This is a genomic window from Micromonospora sp. LOL_015 (assembly GCF_048060275.1).
GTDB lineage: Bacteria > Actinomycetota > Actinomycetes > Mycobacteriales > Micromonosporaceae > Micromonospora_E.
In genome coordinates this window covers 1-5,585 of the sequence record NZ_JBHMIO010000096.1, presented here as the reverse complement: position 1 = coordinate 5,585, position 5,585 = coordinate 1, and the positions used below count along the sequence as shown (strand labels likewise).

5 protein-coding genes and 2 pseudogenes are annotated in these 5,585 nt (G+C 66.0%); 3 read left to right on the top strand and 4 right to left on the bottom strand.

Annotated elements, in window-relative coordinates; translation table 11 throughout:
• A pseudogene (locus ACFHWU_RS28545) lies at positions 1-103 on the top strand (transcriptional regulator); the annotation flags it as partial.
• A 19-nt stretch (positions 104-122) separates the two neighbouring features.
• Here ACFHWU_RS28545 and ACFHWU_RS28540 read toward each other — a convergent pair.
• Complete coding sequence (locus tag ACFHWU_RS28540; protein WP_416592215.1) at positions 123-1,355, bottom strand: helix-turn-helix domain-containing protein; 1,233 nt, start codon at positions 1,353-1,355, stop codon at positions 123-125.
• A 420-nt stretch (positions 1,356-1,775) separates the two neighbouring features.
• Here ACFHWU_RS28540 and ACFHWU_RS28535 point away from each other — a divergent pair, with 420 nt between their 5' ends.
• Complete coding sequence (locus tag ACFHWU_RS28535) at positions 1,776-3,113, top strand: hypothetical protein (protein ID WP_416592214.1); 1,338 nt, start codon at positions 1,776-1,778, stop codon at positions 3,111-3,113.
• A 282-nt stretch (positions 3,114-3,395) separates the two neighbouring features.
• On the opposite strand, the gene ACFHWU_RS28530 is transcribed toward ACFHWU_RS28535, so the two are convergent.
• From ACFHWU_RS28530 to ACFHWU_RS28520, 3 genes are all read right to left on the bottom strand, one after another.
• Entirely contained in the window at positions 3,396-3,827 is a 432-nt protein-coding gene (locus tag ACFHWU_RS28530) for a hypothetical protein (protein WP_416592213.1), read from the bottom strand.
• Positions 3,828-4,125: 298 nt separating this feature from the next.
• Positions 4,126-4,455: a hypothetical protein gene (locus tag ACFHWU_RS28525; protein ID WP_416592212.1), complete on the bottom strand. Its 330-nt coding sequence runs from the start codon at positions 4,453-4,455 to the stop codon at positions 4,126-4,128.
• A gap of 12 nt (positions 4,456-4,467) precedes the next feature.
• A complete protein-coding gene (locus ACFHWU_RS28520; protein WP_416592216.1) occupies positions 4,468-5,226 on the bottom strand; it encodes a type II toxin-antitoxin system VapC family toxin in 759 nt (252 codons plus the stop codon).
• On the opposite strand from ACFHWU_RS28520, the pseudogene ACFHWU_RS28515 reads away from it, so the two are divergent.
• Positions 5,149-5,464 (top strand): annotated as a pseudogene (locus ACFHWU_RS28515) (RHS repeat-associated core domain-containing protein); the annotation flags it as partial. The gene ACFHWU_RS28520 and the pseudogene ACFHWU_RS28515 sit on opposite strands and share 78 nt — an antisense overlap.
• Positions 5,465-5,585: the final 121 nt, after the last annotated feature.

Here is a 5,585-nt window from a genome sequence, read left to right as displayed (position 1 = left end):
GATCTCCGGGCAGGATGTCGTCGCCCGCTACGCCGCCGCGCTCGGTGGCCGGCTTCACCAGGCCATCTACTTCGACGACGGCGACATCGCCGCGATCGCCTGACCCGCACCCCATCACCGCGTCAGCGTGGGGTGAGGCCGATGGTGGTGGCGAGGCGGGTCAGGTCGGGGGTGGGACCGGCCCGTAGGAGCGTGGCGACGACGGTGTGGGCGACCGGTCGGGTGCGGGTTTCGGCCGGGGCGATCTGGTCGGCGGTGATGATGGCGCGGGCGGCGGCGGTGGGGTTGCCGGTGTCGAGGTAGGCGTGGGTGATGTCGATCAGGTGGGCGGCGCGGTGCTCGGCGGGTAGCTCGCGCCAGCCGTGACCGGCGGTGGCGTGCTGGTGGCGGCTGATGGCCTGGTGCGGGTCGCCGAGGGCGGCGGCGAGGTGGGCGCGGGCGAGCGTGACCGCGGTCGGCCCGAAGACGGTCATGGTGGTGTCGCCGTGGTCGGGGCGCCGCTGGTGGTGGCTGATGCTGGCGGCGAGTGTGTCGGCGTGGTCGGTGAGCTGGTGTGCGGTGGCGGGGTCGTTGCCGGTGGCGGCGGCGAGGGCGGCTTCGATCAGCAGGGTGCCGGCGAGGGCGTGGTCGTCGGGTGCCGGGTGGTCGGTCGTGGCCGGGTCAATCAGCGGTACGGCGGTGAGCGCGGCCTGTACGGCGAGGGTGGGTCGGTGCAGGGCGCGGAGTGTCTGGGCGAGGGCGATGGCGGCTGCGGCGGTGTGCCGGGGGTGGCCGTTGGCGGTGGCGATGGCGCGGTCGGCGGCGAGCCAGGCGAGGTGCGGTTCGCCGAGTTTGGTCAGCAGGTGGGCGGTGAGCCGGTAAACGCGGGTGAGCAGGTACGCGGCGTCGGGGGCGTCGCTGGTGGTGGTGTGGCGGGTGTGGGTGAGCAGGTCGGGCAGCATGCGGAGCAGTTGCGGGTAGTGGGCGTGCTGGTAGGCGGTGTGGGCGTACTGGATGCGGTGGTACAGGTCGTCGGCGGACGGTGTGGGTTGGTCGGGGGTGGGGGTGTCGTAGCGGGCGAGGGCGGCGCGGAGGTGTTCGACGGCGGCCGTGGCGTCGTCGGTGGTGGGTTCGGGTCGGCCGGTGGTGGGGGCGAGGATGGTTTCGGGGGTGACGCCGAGGACAGCGGCGACGGTGTGGACGACGGAGATGCGGTCGAGGGAGCGGATGCCGCGTTCGACCTTGTCGACCCAGGAGTGGGATTTGCCGATGCGGCCGGCGAAGACCTGTTGGGTGAGTCCGCGTCGGGCGCGGAGTTGGGCGATCCGCCGGCCGATGGGTAGTTCGGCGATGCGGTGGCGGCCGGGGGCGGTCATTGGTGCGTGCTCCGGTGGATCTCGTCGGTGGTCGCCCCGCAACGCGGGCACCACCGGGATTTGATCCGGAATGTAAACAGGCCGAGGAGGAAGCCGGGCATCAGGCCGGCGAAGACGATCGGTAGCAGTCTGGCGATCACAAGCACTCTCACCTTCTGGCGGGGGCCGGCGGGCCGGAGCGTTGCCACGCCCCGACCCGCCGACCCGTTTCACCGGAATCGGATTCGGGTCACCGCCGGAATCCGATGTACTCAGTTGACCTCAGCCGGGTAGTGGCGGGAGGAGGTGCGCGTGGTGCGTATCGGTGCGGATCAGTGTCGGGGCAGCCTCCCGGACACCAGGTCCGCTACCGTGCGTGGGAGCGACCACTACGGGTGAAGGGTCGATGCGGTGGCAGCCAGCGGGGACGGAATCACGCGCTTGTTGGCCGAGGCGGGCTGGCAGCCTGAGCAGCTCGCCCGGCGGCTGAACGAGTGCGCCGAGCGGCACGGTCGCACGGAGCGGCTGCACCTCAAGACGCCGTACAAGTGGAAGAAGGGCGAGGTGCCGCGTAGCCCGTGGCCGTCGCTGACCGTCGCGTTGCTGTCCGAGCAGGTGCAGCGGACGGTCACCCTCGACGAGCTGGGCTGGCCCGATGACCGCTTGGACGCCGCACCGGCGTCGGCCGGACTGGAACTACCGTGGACGGCTGCCGGGGCCTTGCAAGCAGCCATGGTCGTCAACGAACCTGAGACAATGACGCACCGACGGATGTTCCTCGCTCTGCTCGGTTCCGCGCTGACGTCACCGGCACACGAGTGGATCATCGCCCAGCAGCCGTCGGACCTCGCCTCGACAACCGGCCGGCCGCTGTCCGGTGAGGTCGTCGACCACCTCGACGCCGTCACCGCGAGCCTGCGGCGGATGGACGACCACCTCGGCAGCGGCCAGACACTCGGCCTGGTCCGTCAGCACCTGGCAACCGTGGTCGAGGGGCTACGCGAGCGCCGCTACACCGACTCGGTCGGGCGGCGACTGCACGGCACCGCCGGTGAACTGATGCGCCTCGCCGGCTGGCTGTCGTTCGACGACGGCAACCACAGCCAGGCCCAACGGTTCTGGATCGCCGGCCTCTACCAGGCCCACGCCGCCGGTGACCGTGGCCTCGGCGCGAACATCCTCGGCTTCATGTCCTGCCAGGCCAAGGACCTCGGCCAACTCCGGCAGTCGATCACCCTCGCCGAGACCGCGCGGGCCAGCTACCCCGCCACCAGCCCGAAAGTCGGCACGATCCTCGACCTGCGCGCCGCCGAGGCGTACGCCAACAACCACGCCGTCACCGATACCCGCCGTGCGCTCGACAGCGCCTTCGACCGGCTCACCGACGGACGTCCGGAACACGGCGACCCCGACTGGGCGTACTGGATCAACGAAGCCCAGGCCCACGCCCAGGCCGGCTACTGCTACGTCAAACTCGAAGACTGGACCCGCGCCCGCGAACACCTCCGAGCCGCGCTACGACTCCAGGACGACGAGTACAGCCGCGAAGGAGCACTACGCAACGCCCTGCTCGCCACCACCTACGTCCGGCAGGACCAACCCGAACTGGACAAGGCACTCGCCCTCGGCGACCAGGCCGTCCAGACCCTCACCGGGCAGGTCACCTCCGCCAGGTGCATCAAGCACGTCCGTAACCTCGTCGGCGCACTCGGCCCCTACCGGCGCACCACCGCCGTCCGCCGCTTCTGCAACGACGCCAAAGACCTCATCATCACCTGATGAATGTCTCGTCTATCGACCGCGCGCCTATTCCAATTCTCGCTGCCTCGAGATTGAGGACTAGCGGGCAGATAGCCGCAGTTCGCCCCCACGGCATAAAGTCGATCGCCACTGCTTCGAACACGCTGCCAACCGGTGGAAAATCGGAGGGCGTCACCCGCATCCCCGCCTCGGCGAGCGTGACGAAATCGATGAATGCACGGAGTCCCGAGGGAGGAAATGTCAGAGGCCCGGCAGGCACCTTACCGAAACACCCACCCCGTACGCGCATGAATCTTTTCGTTACTCAGAAGAATCGCCGGTTCGCATTTCTCTGCCAAACAGTCTACCTACAAGTTCATCGCTCGACCGACAGCTTTTCGCGCCCGCCAGCACATCGACCGGCAACAGATGCTCTATCGGTGCCGGAATTCCGCTTCCCCAGGCATTCCACCCGCCGAAGAAGAGATGATCGTCGAGGTAGGCGCCAAACGGACCCGTTCGCCCCACACGCACCACTTCCGCATTAATTTCCTCGAGAAACCGTCCGAGGGAATGTGCCGTTTCCACCTTCCCCGTGCCACTACTCCAGCAGCCGACCCACCCACTTCCGACCATCGGATTGTCTGACACCAAGCAGACCCACAGCCGAGTGGTGGCAGCGGCTTCACCAGCAATAACTACAACAACGAACCGCCGCTCGCCACTGATCAGATATTTGAATGACATCATCATGGAGGTGAAATCACAAACTCGATTAAGGCATCTGGCGAAATGACCCCCGCTCTTACCCTTCTCGCAATCTCGGCCGTTCGGTGGTGACCGCCTGTGATGTACACGTGAGACGCAGGATAACACCCACAGTCTCTCGGACCCCAATCACGTGCACCCCTGATTGGGTCGTTACCTTGCGGGCCACCCGGGATAATAAGCTCGTCGTTCGTGAGATTCCTGACACCGCCATTCCCCGCCGATTCTGCAACGACACCAAAGACCTCACCACTACGTGAGTACGCCGCGACCCAATGACCCTTCAATGCCCAAGTTCCCTCAATTCCCCCCTCAGTTTCCTGACTTCTTGAACTAGGCGAGGAACGATATCTCTTGCCATTGCAATAAATGCCGCATTTTCATCCCATCGCTCGTCGCCAGAATCTACATATCGTGGATGCTGTATGAGTGTTGCGGCAATGATCTCGCGATGATCAAAATTGGGCCACCTCGCGGCACCCCCGTCGCCTGGATTGGTACTTACCGCAACTAGCCCCATTGCATGGTCATCATCCAGATTCCGCACATACCACGGTCCCGGAGTTGCAGCAGAACAAATTTCTTCAATTTCGCCTAGGTCGATTTCATTCATGTTGGAATCCTGTCAGTAGCGTTCGCTTTGATAACCGAGCCTCTCTATGTTCTTGTAGAAACGCTTGTCGTTTGTTATTATAGCTAATCCATCTTGCAGTGCCGAGTGCAGGACGGCGGCATCGTCAACCGCAATCATTGGCCGGAACGCTTTACCCTTCCACATAGCTTTGAGCTGCGCCTGCAGGGCCTCTACTCCCTTACTGGTTGAAGCTGCACCCATGCGCCCCCCACGCGCGGAGATCCATTCATCAATCGCACCTATAGAGTGGCCACCTTCGATTAGCTCGCGATAGGCCGTAGGCGAGACAACAGGCGCACGTCCCGCTAAAGCAGCGTCGACCTCCGCCGTCTTCGCGCCGGAGAGCGCGTCAGTCACCGCATTCGTGTCGACGGCAACCTCCCCATTGCCCGCACGGCCTGCGCCGCCTCCGCCGCTGGTGCCGCCGTTGGAGCGGGTGCTGGCGCCGGTGTTGCCGCCGGGTTTGGAGGTGGCCTTGCCGCCCCCGCCTCCTCCTGCGCTGGTCCGGCCGCCGCCTCCGCTGCTGGTGGAGGCTTTGGGGTTGGTTTTGGCCTGGGCTTGTTTCTGGACGGGGTTGCCGGTCTTCTTCGACGCGTTGACAGCTGTGTTGCTGGTGGTGTTGGCCTTGTCGGCGGCTTTCTTCGCGGCGGCCTGCGCGGCGCGTTTCGCCCGCTCGGCCGCTTCCTGTCCGCCGACCCGGTGCTGGATGTGGCGGACCCGTTGCAGTCCAACGGGTACGCGTACGCGCACAACAACCCGGTCACCCACGCCGACCCGTCGGGTCTGTCGATCAGCCTGACCGCGTCGGAGCGGGCGGCGGCGTTGGCCGGTGCGGGTCTGTCCACCGCGCAGGTCGCGCAGGCCCAGTCGGCCGCGGGCCGGTCGATGAGGTCGGTCATCCTGTCGGTGGCCTGGGACGTGTTGAAGGAGTTCATCGGCCTCAACGCCGCGCTGGGCTGCTTCGGCGGCGACGTGTGGTCCTGTGTCGATCTGGTCACCGAGTTCGTGCCCGCCATCAAACTGTTCAAGGCGTTCGGCCGGATCGTCAGGGCCTGTAGGGAGATCTGTGTAACGGATGTCAGTAGAAGTCCGTTATGACCGGTGGGTAG

Bases quoted from the DNA above. Each gene is read 5' to 3' on its own strand.
- ACFHWU_RS28525 (WP_416592212.1), bottom strand. From the start codon at position 4,455: ATGAATGAAATCGACCTAGGCGAAATTGAAGAAATTTGTTCTGCTGCA.
- ACFHWU_RS28530 (WP_416592213.1), bottom strand. From the start codon at position 3,827: ATGATGATGTCATTCAAATATCTGATCAGTGGCGAGCGGCGGTTCGTT.
- ACFHWU_RS28540 (WP_416592215.1), bottom strand. From the start codon at position 1,355: ATGACCGCCCCCGGCCGCCACCGCATCGCCGAACTACCCATCGGCCGG.